Origin of the sequence: Rhizobium sp. BK661 (assembly GCF_024808825.1) — a bacterium.
Taxonomy (GTDB): Bacteria; Pseudomonadota; Alphaproteobacteria; order Rhizobiales; family Rhizobiaceae; genus Rhizobium.
In genome coordinates this window covers 60,149-75,120 of sequence record NZ_JANTYT010000012.1, presented here as the reverse complement: position 1 = coordinate 75,120, position 14,972 = coordinate 60,149, and the positions used below count along the sequence as shown (strand labels likewise).

Below are 14,972 nucleotides of genomic sequence, written 5' to 3'. Positions count from 1 at the left end.
CCTCGCTCATGATTGCCGTCTTGAGCAGTCCAACCATCGCCTTTGCCTGCAACCACATCATTCTCGGGACCTGACATCGAGGGTGCATGAACGCGGCACTTGCCGCGGCAGCGAGGAAGTCCGAATTCGCAGAGCGGGCATGACGCCCGCTCACCCCAGGATCGGCATCGAACCCAGCCCCAATATGTCGTTGAGCAATGCCAGCCCGATCCCGGCGGCGACGACCGCGATCCCGATCAGAAACAACCGTCTGGCCCGGTCATACTTGGCAGCAATCAGCGAATCCCGGGCGAGCAGATCGGCGAAAACCTTGACCTGCAACGCAATACCCACTGTCAGCAGCAGCATCGGCAGAATGTCGATCCGGCTCCAATCGTTTGGATTCGAGACCCAGCGGCTGACGAAGCTCAGGGAAAAGCCGAGGATGATGCCGGCTGCCGTCAGCGAGCCGTTGCGGAACGTCGCGTCGATCTTCTCTTCTGGACCGGGCTCGGTCATGGCTTGGGCTCCGGGTTATCCTTCGGCAAAGAAAGGCAGAGATTCCCGGAATCGGCAAGACCACGGCTCGCCGCAGATCATATGGACACTAGGCGCAGGCTTCAGCCGCAAACCTTGCGCCCCGCTCTTCAAGCAGGCGTCGCAAGACGCTTCGATGGCATCTGCTTTCGCTCTCACAGTAGCAGCCGATCGAAAAATTACTGGCATGGGAAAGCGTCGCCAGCAGGTCGAGCACATGGCTCGCCTCCGGCACTTTCATTTCCTTGGTGAAGCTGCGCACGAAGGCCGTCCACTCGGCGTCGGTGGTTGCCGCCTTCGCTTCGGTGACAAGCACCTGGCTCGGCGAAAGGATTGGCAGCCACACGTCATAATAGTTGCGGCTGGCAAACTCTTCTTTCGGCACGGCCCGCGGCGGCCGGCGAACAGTGCCGATCCGCACGCCTTCACCTTCTCCCCTCGGTGACCCCAATTGCACGACACTAATAGCCACTGCAGCCTCTCCATCGACCCGCCGCGATATCTACAGCAAACGCCGCGCTCTCACCAGAGACCCGGGAAAAGGCGCCACCTGACCTGTTTGCGGTAGGCGCCATAACCCGGCAGATCCCGCACGAGGTGTTTTTCCTCGTCGAGCAGCCGCGCGATAAGGCCGCCCAGGATCGGCAGCACCACGAGCACGCCCCAGTAAGAGCCGAGCGCCAAGGGTACGCCGAGAAACATCGGCAAGGCTGACGCATACATCGGATGACGCACAAGGCTATAGAGACCCGTCGAGATCACTCGCTGCTCAGCGGTCACGCCGACGGTCGCCGCCGCAAACGAGTTCTGCCGGAACACAAAGAAGAACCCGATGTAGCCGGCAGCGATCAGCAGGTTGCCGAGAACGACGACAGCGACGGGAACGGAGCCCGACCAACCATACCGGTAGTCGAGCGTCGAGACGACGAAGAGCGCGATAATTGCAACGCTGTTGAAGGATTGTATGCGCTTCTGCGATGGCTCACGTTCCGCCGTCGGCCCGACGTGGAGACGCTGCTCAACCAGTTTCGGATCGTGATTGACGAAATATACCGTAAGGGCCGCGGACCATCCGCAGAAATTCGCAAGAAACAGCCATCCTTGCCAATAAGACAGGGAACCCGCGATAAGGAAGGTTATCACCAGCATGACGAGGCAAAACTTCACAGTCGCCACCGTCGCTTGCCGCCCGATACTCTGAACGCCACTCACCATTGTCACACTCTCGCGTGTTTGTAGCCGCGAGATCCCATTACCCTAGATTGGCCTGACGACGCGCGCGTCAATGGCGCGGAAGAGAAACCACGGCGTCAAAACAGCGCAACCTGTTATCGCCGCGTCAAGCGAAGGTTTACGAATCATCCTTAAAGATCCGTGAGGTAACGCCGCGCACTCAACAACCGAAAGCCCTGTCATGAGCGATTCCGATATCTTTGACCTCTCACCTATCGCGATGTGGATCGAGGATTTCAGCGGTGTTAAGACACAATTCGATCGCTGGCGCGCCGAAGGCGTCGAAGATATCAGAGCCTATCTCAGGGAGGACACGGGTCGCGTCGCCTCCTGCTCGCAACTGATCCGCGTACTACGCGTCAACCGCAAGACACTTGAACTCTTCGAAGCCAACGACCTCGACCACTTGGTAGCAAATCTCGGTTCGGTCTTTCGCGATGAGATGCTCGAAAGCCACGTCAACGAACTGGCCGAACTCTGGGACGGCAAGACGGAGTTCACGAGCAGCGCCGTCAACTACACACTGTCCGGACGCCGGCTTGATATCCAACTGCGCGGCTCGGTGCTGCCAGGGCACGAGCAATCGCTTGCACAGGTGATGCTCACGACCGAAGATGTCACTGCTCGTGAGGAAGCACGCCGCAAGGAACGCGAGAATCGGCGCTACGCCGAAGGCATCTTCGAGCATTCGCCGGTTTCGCTTTGGGTCGAGGATTTCAGCCGGATCAAGCTGCTGCTGCAGAGTGTTCGCGATCGCGGCATCGACGATTTCAGGGTGTTCACCGACGTCCACCCGGAATTTGTGCGCCAGTGCATGAGCGAGATTCGTGTCATCGACGTCAACCAGGCCACACTCGACCTGTTCTGCGCGCCGGACCGTCGCACGTTGATGCACCGTATCGGCGATGTCTTTCGCGATGACATGGAAAAGCATTTCCGCGAACAGCTGATCGAGTTGTGGCATGGCCGTCTATTCCATCAGCGTGAAGTCGTGAACTACGCGCTTGACGGCTCCGAGCGCTATGTCCTCCTTCAGTTCTCCGTTTTGCCCGGCCACGAGGCGGACTGGGCACTGGTGCAGGTGGCGCTCACCGACATCACCGCGCGCAAGAAGGCCGAGGCTTATCTCGAATATCTCGGCAAGCACGACGTGCTGACCAAGCTCCACAATCGTGCCTTCTACGTCGACGAACTGAACAGGCTGGAGCGCAAGTCGCTGCGTCCAGTGTCGGCCGTCATCATCGATCTCAATGGCCTGAAGGAAGCAAATGACCAGCTCGGGCATGACGCAGGCGACGCGCTGCTGCGTCGACTGGGCGAAGTTCTGGGCGGCGCTGTCGCACAACCCAACCATGCGGCCCGAATCGGCGGCGACGAGTTTGCAGTTCTCATGCCTGGCGCCGACAAGCAGGCCGTCGCCACGATGGTCGAGACGATCGGCGAACTTCTGAAGATCAACAACCAGTTCTATTCCAATGCACCGCTCAGCATTTCTCTGGGTGTCGCGACAAGCGAGCCCGGGGAAACGATGGAGTCGATGGTGCGGCGTGCCGACATTGCCATGTACGCACAGAAGCGCGCCTATCACGCCAGTCGCACGGCAGAAGAACAGGCAGGCGCGAAGTCCGCCTGCGCGGCCTAAGGCCCGTCCAATTCGCGGTCGAGAACCTCCCACCAACCGCACAATAAAATAGTTTGAATACTACCAATTCGACTCCAAATGAATATATGAAGCCTTGTGGCTTGCTGCACGCCTCCTCCCAAGCGCTCTGCCGAGCCACCGCCGGCCCATCGCCTTGATAGCTCCGAGGGAAGTTTCCGGCGCAACAAGAACAAGAGGTACAAGACAGTGGCTGGTATCATCACCAACAACGCCGCGACGACACGCCCGGCTACGACTTCCCCGGCAGCGAACTATCGATTTGCGCTCGTGGCGCTGACGTCGCTGTTTTTCATGTGGGGCTTCATCACCTGCCTGAACGACATTCTCATTCCGCATCTGAAGAACGTCTTCCATCTGAATTACACGCAGTCCATGCTGATTCAGTTCTGCTTTTTCGGCGCGTACTTCATCATCTCCTTGCCCGCCGGCGCGCTCGTCAAGCGCATCAGCTACAAGTGGGGTATCGTAACCGGCCTCCTCATCGCTGCGGTCGGTTGCGCGCTGTTCATTCCTGCAGCGAGCTACCGCGTCTACGCGCTCTTCCTCGGAGCCTTTTTCGTACTGGCAACCGGGATCACTCTGCTTCAAGTCGCGGCCAATCCCTATGTCACCGTGCTCGGTCCACCCGACACGGCCGCAAGCCGCCTGACCCTGACGCAGGCATTCAACTCTCTTGGCACCACGCTTGCACCCATGTTCGGTGCGTTCCTGATCCTGTCCGCTACGACCGCCGCCGTTGTCGGCGCCACACCCGAACAACTCGATGCCATGAGGCTCGCCGAAGCGGGCGCCGTGAAGTTTCCCTACATGCTCCTGGCCATCGCCTTCCTGGTATTGGCAGCACTTTTTGCAGCCCTGAAACTGCCGCATGTTGACAGCGCCGAAGAGATCGAGCCGATCACCGGCGGCGGCTCTGCCTGGCAGTACCGCCATCTGATCCTCGGCGCCGTCGGCATCTTCGTCTACGTCGGTGCCGAAGTCAGCATCGGCAGCTTCCTCGTCAACTTCCTGGGTCAGCCTGATATCGCCGGCTTTTCGGAAGCCGAGGCCGCGCATCACGTGTCCTATTTCTGGGGCGGGGCGATGATTGGTCGTTTCGTTGGCGCTGTCGTCATGCGTTACGTTGACGACGGCAAGGCATTGGCCTTCAATGCAGTCGTAGTAATCGCGCTCCTATTGCTGACCGTCTTCTCGGGTGGTCATGTCGCCATGTGGTCCGTGCTGGCGATCGGTCTCTTCAACTCGATCATGTTCCCAACGATCTTCAGCCTGGCACTGTACGGTCTCGGAAAACATACGAGCCAAGGCTCGGGAATCCTCTGCCTTGCAATCGTCGGCGGCGCGTTGCTTCCGCTTGTTCAAGGCGCGCTGGCGGACACGATCGGCATTCACCTCGCCTTCCTCATGCCGGTTCTGTGCTATGCTTACATCGCCTTTTACGGGCTGAAAGGGCACCGGCCGAGCTGACCCTTTCAAGGCGCACTTCGCTGATCTGCGGCGAAGTGTCTTGGCGCTTGCGCCATCCCTCCACCCTTGGCATGGTGCAGCGCACAACTCGAGGGAATCGCACCGATGAAAGCCTTGTTGCTGGTCGATATTCAAAATGGCTTCTGCCCAGGCGGCAACCTTCCAGTGCTGGATGGCCACGAGGTGGTCCCCATCGCGAATCGTCTGATCGACAGCGGCAAATACGACCTGATCGTTGCCTCGCAGGACTGGCATCCGTCCGGTCATGGCAGCTTCGCTTCCTCTCACCCGGGAAAGCAACCGTTCGAACTTGGCACATTGTCAGGCAAGCCGCAGATGATGTGGCCGGACCACTGCGTTCAGGGCACGACGGACGCAGAACTGCATCCGGACCTCAAGATGGGCAAGATCGATCTCATCCTGCAAAAGGGCGAGAATCACAGTGTCGACAGCTACTCCGCCTTTCGCGACAACGATCAGGACGCGCTGACGGGTCTTGCCCATTTCCTTGAGGGCCAGGAGGTGACCGATCTGGACGTCTGCGGTCTCGCAACCGACTACTGCGTGAAGTTCTCGGCATTGGATGCGACCGAGATGATGCCCGGCGTCCGCGTTCGCTTCATCGAAGACGCCAGCCGCGGCATCTCGCCTGAGGGCGTTGCGGCGGCGATCGAGGAGATGCGCGAGCATGGCATCGATATCATCACCAGCCGGCAGGTTCTCGACGGCTAGCGGCAGGACCTAGCTACGCCGTCGCATTCCGTTGCAATTGGTAGACGTCCTCGGAAAAGTCGTCCATCCGTCTGGCGAGCGCGATTTGCGCATCTTCCAGCCCCTTCTTGTAGTAGGCGGCGCCGACTTCCTTCGCAAAGAACTCGAGCACGAACTCCGCTTTCAGGAGACCGATCGGCTGGTCCAGCTCGCTGCTGAAATAGTGCTGAATCCGCGCAAGAAGTTCGGCCTTCTCTTCCTTCGAAAATTCGATCTGGTTCATCTTTTCTCCCCGAACGGCAATCAGTCGCGACCGCATCGTTCAGCGAAATCGATCGTTCAATCAAGGAAATTTGCTTGCGGCAGGTACTACCCCTCCTTACACGGAAGGCAAAATTCCAGAAGGATTGTCGCCGATGAGTCGCGCTGATTTTTTCGACGGTTTGCGCGGTGGCTCGGCCATCGCGCTGGCCTCGGCCCCGTTCGGGGCCTTGTTTGGAGCGCTCGCGGTTGATAACGGCATGTCACTTGCGGAAGTGACCTTCATGAGTGCCACCGTTTACGCCGGCGCGAGCCAGATGGTCGGCATCGAGCTCTTCGGCCACAATGTGCAGGCGTGGCTGATCGTTGCCTCGATCCTTGCAGTCAATTTCCGCCACGTCCTCTATTCCGCGGCGATCGCGCCTTACATCAAGCATTTTTCGCCGCTCCAGAAGTTCTTCACCTTTTTCCTTCTGGTCGATCCGCAGTTTGCGGAAACGGTCAAACGTGGCGAAAGCGGCAAGCCGGTCACGTTCATCTGGTACCTCGGCTTTGGGATCATCATCTACGTGCCCTGGGTTTTGGTCAGTCTGCTGGGCGGCACGCTCGGAAGTTACATCGGCGACCCGAAATCGATCGGACTGGACATCCTGTTGCCAGCCTATTTCCTCGGCATCGTCCTCGATTTCCGCCATCGCGACAACTTTCTACCGGTCGCTGCCGTTAGCGCGGTCGCCTCTGTTGTCGCCTACCATTATGTCGGCTCGCCTTGGCACGTAAGCCTTGGCGCCGCTGCCGGCATCGTGCTTGCCGCCCTGTTCCCGCCGCCGCCGCATGAACAGGAACTCGAATCCGATCTGCACGAGGTATGATGATGGCCTTCGATCTTCACATGGCGCTCGTGATCCTGGCGGCAGCGGCTGCGACCTACGCGACGCGCATCGGTGGCTATATCCTCATCACGACTATGAAGCGCATCCCGCCGCGCATGGAGGCAGCACTTGCCGCAGTTCCGGCCGCTGTGTTGACGACGCTTGTCGCGCCGGCCTTCTTCACCGGTGGCTGGGAGTCGAAGCTCGCCCTACTCGCCGCGCTCGTCGTCGGCCTGAGGGCCTCGCACACCTGGATGCTGATTGTCGCATGGCTCGTCGTGATGGCCTGGCGTCACACCATCGGCATGTGACGCCGCCGGCGCTAGTCAATATTCGAGCGGCAGGGTGGCATTCTCCAGCCACGCCTTGACGTCGTGGTCGTGGATCAGCGGCATCAGCGCCTCACGCGTGCGTTCGTGATAGCCATTGAACCAATGCAGTTCGTCGTGCGTCAGAAGTTCCGGAATGACCAGGCTCCGGTCAATCGGGCAGAAGGTCAGCGTCTCGAAGCCAAGCATCGGCAAGTCACCGCCGTCGATCGCCTCCGCCTCTCGGACATAGATCAAATTCTCGATGCGAATCCCGAAAGCGCCTGGCCTGTAGTAGCCAGGCTCGTTCGAGAGAATCATCCCTGGCAGCAGCTCCTGCGTTGAAAGCCTGGCGATGCGCTGCGGCCCTTCATGCACTGAAAGATAGGACCCGACCCCGTGGCCGGTGCCATGGGCGAAATCAGCCCCTGCTCGCCAAAGCGCGATGCGGGCCAGCGGATCGAGGTCACAGCCGCGGGTGCCCTTGGGAAAGCGCGCGGTGCTGATCTGGATCATCCCCTTCAGCACCAGCGTGAAGAAGCGCTTATGTTCCTCGGTGACCGAGCCGATACCGACGGTGCGGGTAATGTCGGTCGTACCGTTGATGTACTGGGCACCGGAATCGATCAGGAAGAGTTCCCCGGCTTGAAGCTTGCGGTTCGTTTCCGTCGTCACGCGGTAGTGCATGATCGCCGCATGCTCACCGGCACCGGAGATCGTGTCGAAGGAGATGTCCTTCAACGGGTTCTGCATGCTCTGGCCGACGCGAGCGCGTGCCGCTTCCAGCTTCTCCGCCACCTCGATTTCGGTCACCGTTCCCGGCTTGGTCTGCGACAGCCAGTAGAGAAACTCGACCATGGCCGCGCCGTCCTGGAGATGCGCGGCAGCAGAACCATCGATCTCCACGCCGTTCTTGACGGCCCGTGGCAGCTTCGCGGGATCATTGCCTTCCACGACCTCGCCACCCGCCTTGCGAATGATCTCCGCCAGGGCATACGAGGTGAGATCCGGATCGACCAGGACGCGGCCACCATCCCTTGCAACGGTCGACAGTTTCTTTTCGAGTTCCGACGGTGGAAGCTGAACGCACATCTGTGCAAGATAGGCTTCCGCCTCGATGCCGGTTTTGCGCTTGTCGAGGAAGAGATCGGCCTTGCCGTCGGCATGGATGATCGCGCGCGCCAGCGGGTGCGGCGTATGCGGCACATCGGCACCGCGGATATTGAAGGTCCAGGCCACCGAAGACGGATCCGCGATCAGGGCCGCCTTCAAGTTCTTCTTTGCGAGATCGGCTGCAATCGTCGCGATCTTCTCGGTCGCGAGTATGCCCGCCTGCACGACGTTCTGGATTGCCACCTGCCCCAGCGGTTCCTGCGGGCGGTCGCTCCAGAGCTCATCAAGGGGATTGTGGGGAAGGACGACAAGCGAACCACCAATTTCGGCGAGCGCCTTCTCTAATCGCCGCACCTCCGCGCCGGAATGCAGCCACGGATCGATACCGAGACGCAGGCCCTTCGAACCATTCTTCGCAAGCCAAGCGTGGGGCGGTTCGTTCACAAGGTCTCCGCCGGTGAAGACGGAATTATCCACTTGCTCGGCAAGCTGCGTCACGTAGCGCCCATCCACGAAGACAATCGCCGCCGCACGCGTCACCAGCGCGATGCCCGCCGATCCGGTGAAGCCCGTCAACCAGGACAAACGCTCCGAACAAGCCGGGACATATTCGCCGTTGAACTCGTCGGCGCGCGGCACCAGAAAGGCGTCGATGCCAAGCGCATCAAAACTTGCCCGCAAAGCGGAGACGCGATCGCGGCCGAATTGTGGCGTCGAAGTGACTTCAAAAGACTGGAACATGCTCAATAACCCGGTTTTGTGCGAATCCCTCAGCGACGGGATTCGGCTATGTTATCGGAATTTCAGGCGAATACGAGAAATCTGCAAAGTGATGCCTGAGCAAAAGCCGCCCAATAATTCGGCGGAAATGAGGCATCGATTCACAAACTGGCACGCTTTATGCATTCAGCGCATGGCTCCCATGAACGAAACCCTCTCCCTCCGCTTTTCTAAATCGCTATATAGGCGCCATCAAACAGGTTCGAGACGAACCTGAAACGAAACAAAAGGAATTCAGATATGACTGCCCCTCTGTCGCGCTTCGCTTACAGCAGCCCGGTACAGGCTGGCGAGCGCCAGACTGTGCGTCACATCATCGGCTCGCGCCGTCCGCTGCATGAGGACACCCTCAAGATGCTCGGCGCCGGCCAAAGGGTTACGCGCCATCAGGTCGCAACCAGCTACGCGTTCTGAGCAACTCGCCGCTCCCTTCTCCTCCTCCCTCACGGGATCGGCGATCAGAACCAGTAGAAGCCCGCTCGAGCGCTCCTCCTCCTTCGAGCTCGCGGGCATGACCGGGAAACTGGTCCGAAGGCGGTGCCATTGGCACCGCCTTTTCTTTTTGCCTTCATTTCAGGGGCGGTCGAGATGGATCGTCACCCAGCCGTTGCGCCAGATGGTGCGGACATGCCGCAGATGCGCGCCATTGTAGGCGGCCAGCACCTTCCAGCGTTGCGCGGCAAGAATTCCGGAGAGGATGACCGAACCACCGGGCGCCAGATGATTAACGAGTTGCGGCGCCATCTTGATCAGTGGCCGCGCCAGGATATTGGCAATGATCAGATCGAAGGGGCCGTGGGCGGAAAATGCGGTCGAGTGAAAGCCCGGGGCCGTTGCCGTCGAAATGCCTGACGCAATGCCGTTGCTTCTGACATTCTCGGCCGCAACCTTCGTTGCGATCGGATCGATATCGGTCGCGAGAACAGGAATGTTCCGGAGCTTCCGCACGGCAATCGCCAGAACGCCGCTGCCGGTTCCGAGGTCAAGCGCATTGCGCACTGGGCGGGAACGAAGAACGCGATCGATCGTCTCCAGGCAGCCGGCCGTTGTGCCATGATGACCGGTACCAAACGCCTGGCCCGCATCGATCTCAATAGCGATGTCGCCCGGACGCACCTTATCGCGGTCGTGCGAGCCGTGGACGAGAAACCGCCCCGCCCGCACCGGCTTCAGCCCCTCGAGTGATTTCGCAACCCAATCGACATCGGGGATAACCTCACGCTCTACCTTTGCGTCGGGAAAACTCGTCTTCAGCGCTTCCTCGACACGCGCTCTGACCTCCGCCTCGTCCTCACGCATCATGTAGACAGACGCTTCCCAAATGTCCTTTTTCTCGTCGATCTCAGTCGTCGCGATTGCGAAGTCTTCTTCGCCAAAGACATCGGACAACAGATCCAGGATCTCGCCGGCCAGTACTTCGGTTGTCGTCACATAAAGGCGTATTTCCACAATCGGTCTTTCTTCTATAGCGCGCCAGCGATCCAGGGAGGCGACTGCGTATCATATCCCGACACGCCGCGAAGCAATTTTTGTCGGAAGGCAGGTATTCGCAAAAGGAAGGGGACGGCAAGGTTTCGGACCGCGATCGCCATCGGATTCTCCATGGTGATCAGCGACGTCAATTGGTGGGTCTGTTTCAGCACCGTCGTCACCGCCGGCATCCTCAGAGCCGCATATTCGCGTTCCCGCCCCTCAGAAATGAGCCAGGCGAGCCAGCACGCGTCTTCTATGCCAAGGTTCATCCCGCGCGCACCGGCCGGCGAGTGAATATGCGCCGCGTCACCTGCGAGAAACACGTTACCCCTTGCCATCTCCGAAGCACGACGGAAGTGAATGCGAAAATCGGAGGCCCAGACGCGCTCGGTGACCCGTGCAGGATGCCGGATGCGGCTCTCGAAATCGGGGAGCGTCGAGATATAGCGCAGGACATCATGCGTAACAGGCAGACGTCCGATCATCCCCGGGTCGAGCAGATTGATCTCGACAAAGCCGGTATCGACCGGTTCGTCGTAGCGGAAATCCGCGAGATAAAAGCTGCTCTCCAGCGCCTGCCCGGGGAAATCGATGCCGACAGCCTTGCGCACCGTCGAATGAGCGCCGTCGGCGCCAATGACAATATCGAAATCCGCCGTTTCTACAGATCCATCGGGCTTCCGCAGAGTTACTCGCGGCTTCGAGGTATCCCGCGAAACCGTCTCCACCACGGTCTGCCATTCGGGAGCAACCTCAAAATCGGAAAGCTTGCCCAACAGGAGCCGCTCGGTATGTCCCTGCGCCAGCATCTGGATAGCGCTGTAGGGACCGGGCACGGTTGTCGTGTCGACGTCGGCAAGCAGTCTGTTCCCGGAGACGATGCGGAAATGCGCAATCCGCTGTGCTTCCTGCAGGATGGCGTCGCTTACACGTGAAGGCGAAAGCAGCGTCAGTGTTCTGGCATTGATGCCGAGAGCCCGGCTTTCCGCCAACGGCACAGGGCCGGCGTCACCGTCGATGATACGCGGAACGTGCCCGCGCCGGGCAAGTTCGAGGGCGGCAGTCAGGCCGGTCGTGCCGGCGCCGGCGATCAAGATGCTGCGATGCCCTGACGCCATGCCGTCATCCCTTGCTGACGAGGTTCTCCAATTTCTTTACCGCCGTATCGGGGTTTTCGCCATAGGCGATGGTGCCGGCGAAGCGCCCCGCCGAGTCGAGCAGGAAGACGGAAGCCGTGTGGTCCATTGTGTAGTCGCCGTCCGGCTTGCTCTCGTCGACAGGAACTTTCTTGGCGTAGACCCGGTAGCCCTTGATGACATCGGCGACCTTGTCGGGCGCGCCTGAAATACCGACGATGCGCTTGGACACATTGGAGACGTACTGGTTCATCACGTCAGGCGTGTCGCGCTCCGGATCGACGGTCACAAAATACGCTTGAAGCTTCTTGCCCTCTGGGTCGACCTTCTCCAGCCAACCATTCATTTCGAACAGCGTTGTCGGGCAGACTTCCGGGCAATGAGTGAACCCAAAGAACAGCGCCGTCGGTTTGCCGCGGAAGGCCTGCTCGGTGATCGGTTGGCCGTCCTGGGCGACCAGCGTGAACGGCACGCCGAACGGTCCCTCGGACACCGCGTCTTTCGTCTTGGTGACATTGAGGGTCAGCCAGCCGAGAATCCCGGCCATCAACAGCACCGCAACCCACACCGCAACGCGGACAGTCTTCATCGATCAAACCTCTGATGTCGGGACCATTCCCGTTCACGGGTGATATCGCCTCATTCTCGACGGCGCAATTCAACAAGACGTTTCCCGCCGGCGACCGATTGCCCCACAGGCACACGGAAAAAGCGTAATCGAACTAAAAAGCCCAGATAGTTACCAACACATGCTGGTACGAGAGGAGGCAGCCTACAATCTTTGAGGGTTAGTAAATACTTAAAAATACACATCTATATTTAGCACTGGATGGAGCGTCCGCCGCTCCCGTGACATGACGTCTGCCTGGCATTTCGATCCCGGCTATCCGCGTGAGCGCAAAATGGATACCGCGTCTCATCGCGGAGGGGGATAATCATCACATGACTGATATGAAAGTGCGCAGCAGCCTCTCTGTTGGCCAGAGGCTCGGCACCCTTGCGGGCGCTGCGTTCATCGGGTTCGGCTCGATGATCGCGGTTGGCTGGTACCAGAATTCAAGCGCTGATGCCGGTCTAAGACACGCCAACGAAATCCAGGTCAGCGTCGACCACATCAACGAGATGCGAGCCGCAAACCTCACTCTGATTCTTGCCGCCATGGACACCATCGTCGATCGTGGCGATCGCACAGTGATGCCCGAACGCCTGAAGCTGATGAATGACGCAATTGCGGGGCTACAAAACAGCTCCAAGGAATTGCACCGTCTGGCCGAAGAGTTGAACGCTGGAAGCCTGCTATCCACGTATGACGCAGACGTCGCGACGCTCGGGAAGAATATCGTCGGCGACCTGAAGGCGGCTGTCGAAGCCGGCGCGCCAGACAGTGAGTTCGACAGGCTCGACGACGCTATCGACGGAGGTGGCGACAAAGTAGGCGCGACATTGGACAAGCTCGCGCGCGATGGCGGCGAACTCGCCAAGGCTCGAATCGACGAGGCAAACGCGATCTCGCAGCGGGCAATCCACATCCAGCTTGCACTCGGTATCGTTGCCATCCTCGCAATGGCGATCCTGCAGTACATTCATGGCGGCTCCATCAGCCGCGGCATCGAGGCCGTCCGCAAGAGCATGCACGCGATCATGCGGGGCGATCTCGCCAGCCACGTCCCCGCCACCGAGCGTGGCGACGAGATCGGCGACATGGCACGCGCGGCGGAAAGCTTCCGGCTTGCCGCAATCGACAAGTTGGAACTCCAGGCGCGGACTGACAGCGAGCGTCAGCAAAGCGACGCAGAGCGTCGCAGCCGCGAAGCAGCAAAGCTGGCCGATGCCGAGGCGCTCGACAATGCTGTCAAGGCATTGGGCCAGGGCCTCAACCGGCTCGCTGGCGGCGACGTAACGGTCACCATCGACCAGCCATTCAAGCCTGAACTGGAGCGCCTGCGCAGCGACTTCAATTTGACCACGGCAACACTCCGCCAGACGATGGCCGGCATTTCTCAGAACGGTACGTCCATCCAGGCAAGCAGCCAGCAGATGCGTGCCGCCGCCGACGATCTCGCCAAGCGCACGGAGCAGCAAGCCGCATCGCTTGAGGAAACATCCGCGGCACTCGATCAGATCACGGCAACGGTCCGTAACGCCACCAACCGCGCCGAAGAAGTCGGCCACATGGTTGCCCATACCCGACAGAACACGACGAAATCAGATGCGGTCGTCACCGACGCCATGGCCGCCATGGAGCGAATCGCTACGGCCTCTCGTGAGATCGGAACGATCATCAACGTCATCGATGAGATCGCTTTCCAGACCAACTTGCTCGCCCTCAATGCCGGCGTCGAAGCAGCGCGTGCCGGCGAAGCTGGCAAGGGCTTCGCGGTCGTCGCGCAGGAGGTGCGCGAACTCGCCGGTCGGGCAGCAGGGGCTGCCAAGGATATCAAGGCCTTGATCGGAAAATCCGGGGCTGAGGTAAAGGCCGGCGGCGAACTCGTGACCGCTGCAGGCGAAGCGTTGCGCCAGATCGGCGAAGATGTTTTGCGCATCGACGAGCATGTTAAATCAATCGTAACCTCTGCACGCGAACAATCCACCGGACTGAACGAAATCAACACGGCCATCAGCCAGATGGACCAGGTCACGCAGAAGAACGCGGCCATGGTGGAAGAGACGAACGCAGCAAGCCATGCGCTCGCCACCGATGCCGACAGCCTGATCCACCTGATCCGGACGTTCAAGATCGGCGAGGGCATGAATGCCCGTTCCACGCCGCGGGAAGCCACCGCAGTCTCGCATCCGAAACCATCTCCCGCACGAAGCCTGATCGGCAAGGTCGCGGGCGCATTCAGCGGCGGCGCAACCGCCAGAGCCATGGCCGCACCGGCCGGAGACAACTGGGAAGAATTCTGATCATGAACAACACCGTCATCAACCAGACCGGCTCGCATCTCGAGATCGTCTCCTTCCATCTCGGCGAGCAGGAATTCTGCATCGACATCATGGCGATCCGCGAAATTCGCGGCTGGGCGCCGGTGACGCCGATGCCGCACACGCCGCCTTACGTCCTCGGCCTCATCAACCTGCGTGGCGCTGTGATCCCTGTCATCGACATGGCCTGCCGTCTCGGCATGAAGATGACCGAGCCGTCAGAGCGCTCTGCCATCATCGTCACCGACATTGCTGGCAAGCTCGTCGGCCTGCTGGTCGAACAGGTCTCCGACATGATGACCATCAAGAGCGAAGACCTGCAGCCGGCCCCGGAAATCATCCCGGAAGCGCAGCGCGCCTTCTGCCGCGGCATCGTCGCCCTCGAAAAGACCATGGTCTGCTTCCTGAACCTCGACACCGTCATCGCCGACGAATTGACGCGCGAAGCTGCGTAATAGCCCGTCTTGCGCGGTCACGTCCCATAAGCAAACTCGCCGCCTGCAAGACTACTTGC

16 protein-coding genes are annotated in these 14,972 nt (G+C 60.0%); 8 read left to right on the top strand and 8 right to left on the bottom strand.

The features are described from left to right. Positions 1–150: 150 nt before the first annotated feature. The 3 genes from FHX16_RS21710 to FHX16_RS21700 all read right to left on the bottom strand — a co-directional run bounded on the left by FHX16_RS21710 (position 151) and on the right by FHX16_RS21700 (position 1,731). A complete protein-coding gene (locus tag FHX16_RS21710; protein WP_183754630.1) occupies positions 151–498 on the bottom strand; it encodes a hypothetical protein in 348 nt (115 codons plus the stop codon). A gap of 88 nt (positions 499–586) precedes the next feature. Then, positions 587–988 (bottom strand): DUF488 domain-containing protein, encoded by a 402-nt coding sequence (locus FHX16_RS21705; RefSeq protein ID WP_183860870.1) that lies wholly within the window; start codon positions 986–988, stop codon positions 587–589. Positions 989–1,038: 50 nt separating this feature from the next. Beyond that, positions 1,039–1,731: an isoprenylcysteine carboxylmethyltransferase family protein gene (locus tag FHX16_RS21700; RefSeq protein ID WP_183860872.1), complete on the bottom strand. Its 693-nt coding sequence runs from the start codon at positions 1,729–1,731 to the stop codon at positions 1,039–1,041. A gap of 199 nt (positions 1,732–1,930) precedes the next feature. Between FHX16_RS21700 and FHX16_RS21695 the strand changes: the two genes are divergently transcribed. The 3 genes from FHX16_RS21695 to pncA all read left to right on the top strand — a co-directional run bounded on the left by FHX16_RS21695 (position 1,931) and on the right by pncA (position 5,611). After that, positions 1,931–3,391 carry a sensor domain-containing diguanylate cyclase gene (locus tag FHX16_RS21695; protein WP_183860874.1) on the top strand — a complete coding sequence of 487 codons (1,461 nt, stop codon included), beginning with the start codon at positions 1,931–1,933 and terminating at the stop codon, positions 3,389–3,391. 207 nt (positions 3,392–3,598) lie between these two features. Beyond that, positions 3,599–4,879, top strand: a complete 1,281-nt coding sequence (locus FHX16_RS21690) for a sugar MFS transporter (protein WP_405049308.1) — start codon at positions 3,599–3,601, stop codon at positions 4,877–4,879. A gap of 105 nt (positions 4,880–4,984) precedes the next feature. Further along, the gene (gene pncA / locus FHX16_RS21685) at positions 4,985–5,611 is read left to right on the top strand and encodes a bifunctional nicotinamidase/pyrazinamidase (RefSeq protein WP_183860876.1); all 627 of its coding nucleotides are present in this window, start codon (positions 4,985–4,987) and stop codon (positions 5,609–5,611) included. Positions 5,612–5,624: 13 nt separating this feature from the next. Here pncA and FHX16_RS21680 read toward each other — a convergent pair whose 3' ends face one another. Continuing rightward, positions 5,625–5,873 carry a DUF2164 domain-containing protein gene (locus FHX16_RS21680; RefSeq protein ID WP_183860878.1) on the bottom strand — a complete coding sequence of 83 codons (249 nt, stop codon included), beginning with the start codon at positions 5,871–5,873 and terminating at the stop codon, positions 5,625–5,627. A gap of 133 nt (positions 5,874–6,006) precedes the next feature. Here FHX16_RS21680 and FHX16_RS21675 point away from each other — a divergent pair, with 133 nt between their 5' ends. Further along, a complete protein-coding gene (locus FHX16_RS21675; protein ID WP_183754618.1) occupies positions 6,007–6,723 on the top strand; it encodes an AzlC family ABC transporter permease in 717 nt (238 codons plus the stop codon). A 2-nt stretch (positions 6,724–6,725) separates the two neighbouring features. Beyond that, complete coding sequence (locus FHX16_RS21670; RefSeq protein ID WP_016554492.1) at positions 6,726–7,034, top strand: AzlD domain-containing protein; 309 nt, start codon at positions 6,726–6,728, stop codon at positions 7,032–7,034. 15 nt (positions 7,035–7,049) lie between these two features. On the opposite strand, the gene FHX16_RS21665 is transcribed toward FHX16_RS21670, so the two are convergent. Next, complete coding sequence (locus FHX16_RS21665; protein ID WP_183860880.1) at positions 7,050–8,885, bottom strand: aminopeptidase P family protein; 1,836 nt, start codon at positions 8,883–8,885, stop codon at positions 7,050–7,052. Positions 8,886–9,164: 279 nt separating this feature from the next. Between FHX16_RS21665 and FHX16_RS21660 the strand changes: the two genes are divergently transcribed. After that, a complete protein-coding gene (locus tag FHX16_RS21660; RefSeq protein WP_183860882.1) occupies positions 9,165–9,338 on the top strand; it encodes a hypothetical protein in 174 nt (57 codons plus the stop codon). Between the two features lie 159 nt (positions 9,339–9,497). On the opposite strand, the gene FHX16_RS21655 is transcribed toward FHX16_RS21660, so the two are convergent. From FHX16_RS21655 to FHX16_RS21645, 3 genes are read right to left on the bottom strand one after another with little or no spacing between them, the layout of a single operon-like run. Beyond that, positions 9,498–10,376 carry a 50S ribosomal protein L11 methyltransferase gene (locus FHX16_RS21655; RefSeq protein WP_183861407.1) on the bottom strand — a complete coding sequence of 293 codons (879 nt, stop codon included), beginning with the start codon at positions 10,374–10,376 and terminating at the stop codon, positions 9,498–9,500. Between the two features lie 11 nt (positions 10,377–10,387). Next, entirely contained in the window at positions 10,388–11,515 is a 1,128-nt protein-coding gene (locus tag FHX16_RS21650) for an NAD(P)/FAD-dependent oxidoreductase (RefSeq protein ID WP_183860884.1), read from the bottom strand. A gap of 4 nt (positions 11,516–11,519) precedes the next feature. Beyond that, a complete protein-coding gene (locus FHX16_RS21645) occupies positions 11,520–12,122 on the bottom strand; it encodes an SCO family protein (protein ID WP_183754611.1) in 603 nt (200 codons plus the stop codon). 353 nt (positions 12,123–12,475) lie between these two features. Between FHX16_RS21645 and FHX16_RS21640 the strand changes: the two genes are divergently transcribed. Then, positions 12,476–14,440 (top strand): methyl-accepting chemotaxis protein, encoded by a 1,965-nt coding sequence (locus tag FHX16_RS21640; protein WP_183860886.1) that lies wholly within the window; start codon positions 12,476–12,478, stop codon positions 14,438–14,440. Between the two features lie 2 nt (positions 14,441–14,442). Continuing rightward, positions 14,443–14,913 carry a chemotaxis protein CheW gene (locus tag FHX16_RS21635; protein ID WP_056812703.1) on the top strand — a complete coding sequence of 157 codons (471 nt, stop codon included), beginning with the start codon at positions 14,443–14,445 and terminating at the stop codon, positions 14,911–14,913. Positions 14,914–14,972 lie beyond the last annotated feature (59 nt).

Coding starts and splice junctions, on each gene's coding strand:
- FHX16_RS21710 (WP_183754630.1), bottom strand. CDS start 498: ATGACCGAGCCCGGTCCAGAAGAGAAGATCGACGCGACGTTCCGCAAC.
- FHX16_RS21700 (WP_183860872.1), bottom strand. CDS start 1,731: ATGGTGAGTGGCGTTCAGAGTATCGGGCGGCAAGCGACGGTGGCGACT.
- FHX16_RS21695 (WP_183860874.1), top strand. CDS start 1,931: ATGAGCGATTCCGATATCTTTGACCTCTCACCTATCGCGATGTGGATC.
- pncA (WP_183860876.1), top strand. CDS start 4,985: ATGAAAGCCTTGTTGCTGGTCGATATTCAAAATGGCTTCTGCCCAGGC.
- FHX16_RS21680 (WP_183860878.1), bottom strand. CDS start 5,873: ATGAACCAGATCGAATTTTCGAAGGAAGAGAAGGCCGAACTTCTTGCG.
- FHX16_RS21675 (WP_183754618.1), top strand. CDS start 6,007: ATGAGTCGCGCTGATTTTTTCGACGGTTTGCGCGGTGGCTCGGCCATC.
- FHX16_RS21670 (WP_016554492.1), top strand. CDS start 6,726: ATGGCCTTCGATCTTCACATGGCGCTCGTGATCCTGGCGGCAGCGGCT.
- FHX16_RS21665 (WP_183860880.1), bottom strand. CDS start 8,885: ATGTTCCAGTCTTTTGAAGTCACTTCGACGCCACAATTCGGCCGCGAT.
- FHX16_RS21660 (WP_183860882.1), top strand. CDS start 9,165: ATGACTGCCCCTCTGTCGCGCTTCGCTTACAGCAGCCCGGTACAGGCT.
- FHX16_RS21650 (WP_183860884.1), bottom strand. CDS start 11,515: ATGGCGTCAGGGCATCGCAGCATCTTGATCGCCGGCGCCGGCACGACC.
- FHX16_RS21645 (WP_183754611.1), bottom strand. CDS start 12,122: ATGAAGACTGTCCGCGTTGCGGTGTGGGTTGCGGTGCTGTTGATGGCC.
- FHX16_RS21640 (WP_183860886.1), top strand. CDS start 12,476: ATGACTGATATGAAAGTGCGCAGCAGCCTCTCTGTTGGCCAGAGGCTC.
- FHX16_RS21635 (WP_056812703.1), top strand. CDS start 14,443: ATGAACAACACCGTCATCAACCAGACCGGCTCGCATCTCGAGATCGTC.